Genomic DNA, 3,711 nt, shown 5'->3' on the forward strand with positions numbered 1-3,711 from the left:
TTAGGGTAAATTATTGAAATTAAGTCCTTGCTAAAAAATGAAATAACCCCTTTTATTCCATCGCTTATTCTATATAACCAGAATAGCACCTTTTCTCTTTTAATTATTTTATTTGTCTACTTTGGAGATATCATATCAGAATACCATATGGGGATTAATTTTTTTAATTGCCAGAATAAAACTCTGTAGTTGTCTTATTAGATTGGATTAAAACTGAGCTTTGATTAAAAACTGTAATCATATCATTACAAGCTAAATGTATATCTTCTAGTGTTGTATCACTTAAATAAATAACTAATGTATATTCTTGATAAAGCGTTTCTCCATCTACCCAACCACCATTTGCCTCACTGATTGTATAACCACCAAAATGATTAATTAAAATCTTTTGTAATTCTTCTTTGGCTTTATCCTTAGTGAATACAGGCAAATTAGTATCTTTATCGTTTGTTCCTAGGTACAAGACATATTGAATGTCTTCTTTTTCTGTATTATTCGTATTATTAGTTTTAACTATTACAATAACGAATAATACTATTGATACTATTAAAGCTGTAAAACTTACTACTAAAGAAATAATATTGAATTTTTTCATATGTTTCTCCTTTCAATTGAACTTAAATATGTTTTATTATACAGCCAAATAAGCATTTTGTCGAGTCACGCAAATATAGCTACAACTATATTAATTAACCTTTTGTAATCCTTTATATAATTAACAACCTCATCTTTTAAAATATCGTTTAAAGTGCTATAATTCCCATAGAAAAAGTCCTCGAATCTATAATGTTTGGTTGCACTTATATTATACCATTTTGAGGTCTCTTTTTCCTTATATAAAGCACAAAATCCAGGTATTTTTCACCTGGATATTTTTTATCATTTTTACCCTTTATTAAAAAATGGGGAAACACAAAATAATATTCAATTATATAGAGAGATAAAGAAATTACATTATTTATTCTTTAATTCTCTTTTATTCTCATACATTAATTTATCCGCCTTAGCTAATACATCACTAAACTTTTTATCTTCTAATCTATTGTATAAGGCAAAGCCTCTTGCAACGACTAATTTCATTTCTAAATCATTCTTCTTTAAGTAATAATTTTCCATTTTGGAATCAAATTCATGTAATATATTATCTATTCTATTTAAATCATTACCAATAACAACAGCTAAGAATTCATCTCCACCAATATGAAATACTTTGGAAGTTTCAAAGATCTGTTTTAGATAGTGTCCTGCCTCAACAATCTTAGCACAGCCATAAATATGACCATAGGTATCATTTGTTATTTTAACATCATTCACATCAAACATAACAATGCCAAAATCAACATCAATGCCTTCTTTTATTTTCTTATCTAATTCTTCTCTTTTTTCTAAATAGGATAATTCATTACCAAGACCAGTTAGAGAATCTACATAAGCCTGTCTTCTTAAAATTCTTTCGTTTACAAAGCCTTTAATTCTAAGCTGTAATAAGAATACATCAATACCAATCGTTACAACTCCAAATACTATAGTATGAACGATATCATCCACTTTAGCTGCAGGATTTTTTACAATAGAAACAGTTACAATTTCAGCAATTATAGCAAGTAAAATTAATGTAATAATTCGATATGGCTTATCTACTATAGCTATAGGAGTTAATACAAGGACAACCATAAATGTTACAGAAGGCATATCCTTATCTAGATTTCCAATAAATATACCATAGCCTAATACAAGTAATGCCAAAAAATATATCATTATTCTTGAGCCTAAGGATTCCGCTTTGAATACAAAATTTAATAAGATTAAAGGAATTAAAGAAACCGATGCGACAGAGCCACATACAATTCCTTTATATGTATCTATTCCTACTACTCCATCTTGATCCTTAGAGACTATAAAAGCAAATGCTGCAAGCGCAATAAAAACAAAAGTCGTAATAAAGCTAATAATCTTCCAAAGCTTATGGTTTGACTTTAAAATTAAGTATTCTGCAGATTGATATTCATTTTTCGTTTTTCCACCATATAATAAGAAATTCTTTATTTGGCTTTTGGCAAGTGTATTCTTCATAGTTCCCTCGTAAATATGTATATTTATTATGATACCCAATCATCACAAAAAAAATATATAGAAATAAAGAAAAGCTTAGAAAATCAGGCGCTAAATATTATAAATTTTCTTAAATTTATTCTTTAAATAATCAATATAATACCTTGGATTAAAATCCTCACCTGTAGCTATTTTTAATACCTCTAGATTCTTTTTCGATTTACCATATTTATGAACATGTTCCTTTAACCAAGCATTAACCCTTTTAAAATCACCATTTTTCATATCTGTAAATGGATTAAAATCCTTTTCCATAGAAGCTAAGAATTGGGCAGACATCGCACTACCTAAAGCATAGGTTGGAAAATATCCAAAACCACTCGACCAGTGAACATCCTGGTAACACCCTAGAAGCTTATTCTTTGGTTTAACACCAAAGTATTCCATAAATAATTCATTAAAACGATCACTAATCTTATCTACAGTTAACTCATTATGGAATAGTTCCTTTTCAATTTTATACCTAATGATAATATGGAATGGATAGGTTAATTCATCCGCTTCTGTTCTTGTAAACTGATTCGATACATCATTACAGTAATAATAAATATCATCTAGGGTATATTTTTCCATTTGGGTAGGATATACCTCTTTTAAAATAGGATATAAAAATTCAATGAATTCTCTACTTCTACCTAAATAGTTTTCATAGAATCTAGATTGAGATTCATGAAGTGCACAAGATGCACCACCCATTAGGGCAGTAGCTGAGAATTCACTATTATTTTGAAGCTCATAGGTTGCATGACCAACCTCATGCATTACAGAATATAAATTTGAAAATAATAAGGATTCATCATATCTTGTTGTCGTTCTTACATCGCAAGAATTTATTCCATTTGTAAATGGATGAATCGTTTCACCGACAACTCCAACCTCATTGGAGTAGCCCATTAAATCACAAATCTTCTTTGTTAATTTTCTTTGCTTATCAATATCAAATTTTTCTTTAGTTAATTCAATATTATATTTTTTAGGCATTGTTAAAATCTTTTTAACTAAAGGTAGGATTTCTTTTTCTATCTCATTAAATAGACTATCATATTTTTCTTCAGTAAAATCATCTTCCATTTCTGTTAAAGTAATATCAAAGCCATGATATTTACCATCTAAATATTTATAACAATCCTTTTCATAATCTACAAGCTTTACTAATTTAGATTCAAATATAGAATAATCTAGGCTAGTTCTTGCTTCTTCCCAAGCAAGGCTTGCCTCATTTACAATTCTCATTCCTTTAGTTATGATATCTACAGGAATTCTTCTTTGCTTTGTAATATCTTCATATTCCTTAGCTATTGCCATAGCTTCAACTTGAGATAATTCCTTATTTCCCTGTAATCTTTTTAATAATTCATAATATTCATCACTATTTGTAATTTTAACTATTTCTTCATAAAAATAGTTTTGAACATTTAAAGAATTCTCTTTATCCTTTTTAGGACATACCGTTGCTTCATCAAAGCTAATGATGAATAAGGCATATTCATAATTTTTTAATTTCTTTTGCTAAGTTCAAACAAAAAGTTGGTAAATAGACATCAATAATGTAAAAATAGAGTTTATACTTCAGTCAAAGTGAGGTATTTAACCATGACA

Annotated in this window: 2 protein-coding genes and 1 pseudogene; all 3 read right to left on the reverse strand. The window is 28.1% G+C overall.

Annotation, left to right across the window (positions count from 1 at the left end; all coding sequences use genetic code 11):
• Positions 1-163 precede the first annotated feature (163 nt).
• Positions 164-595: a hypothetical protein gene (locus EI71_RS09970; RefSeq protein WP_119017073.1), complete on the reverse strand. Its 432-nt coding sequence runs from the start codon at positions 593-595 to the stop codon at positions 164-166.
• A gap of 359 nt (positions 596-954) precedes the next feature.
• A complete protein-coding gene (locus EI71_RS09975) occupies positions 955-2,073 on the reverse strand; it encodes a GGDEF domain-containing protein (RefSeq protein WP_119017074.1) in 1,119 nt (372 codons plus the stop codon).
• 90 nt (positions 2,074-2,163) lie between these two features.
• Positions 2,164-3,606 (reverse strand): annotated as a pseudogene (locus tag EI71_RS09980) (carboxypeptidase M32); the annotation flags it as partial.
• Between the last annotated feature and the right edge of the window lie 105 nt (positions 3,607-3,711).

Origin of the sequence: Anaeroplasma bactoclasticum (genome assembly GCF_003550015.1) — a bacterium.
Taxonomy (GTDB): Bacteria; Bacillota_I; Bacilli_A; order Acholeplasmatales; family Anaeroplasmataceae; genus Anaeroplasma; species Anaeroplasma bactoclasticum.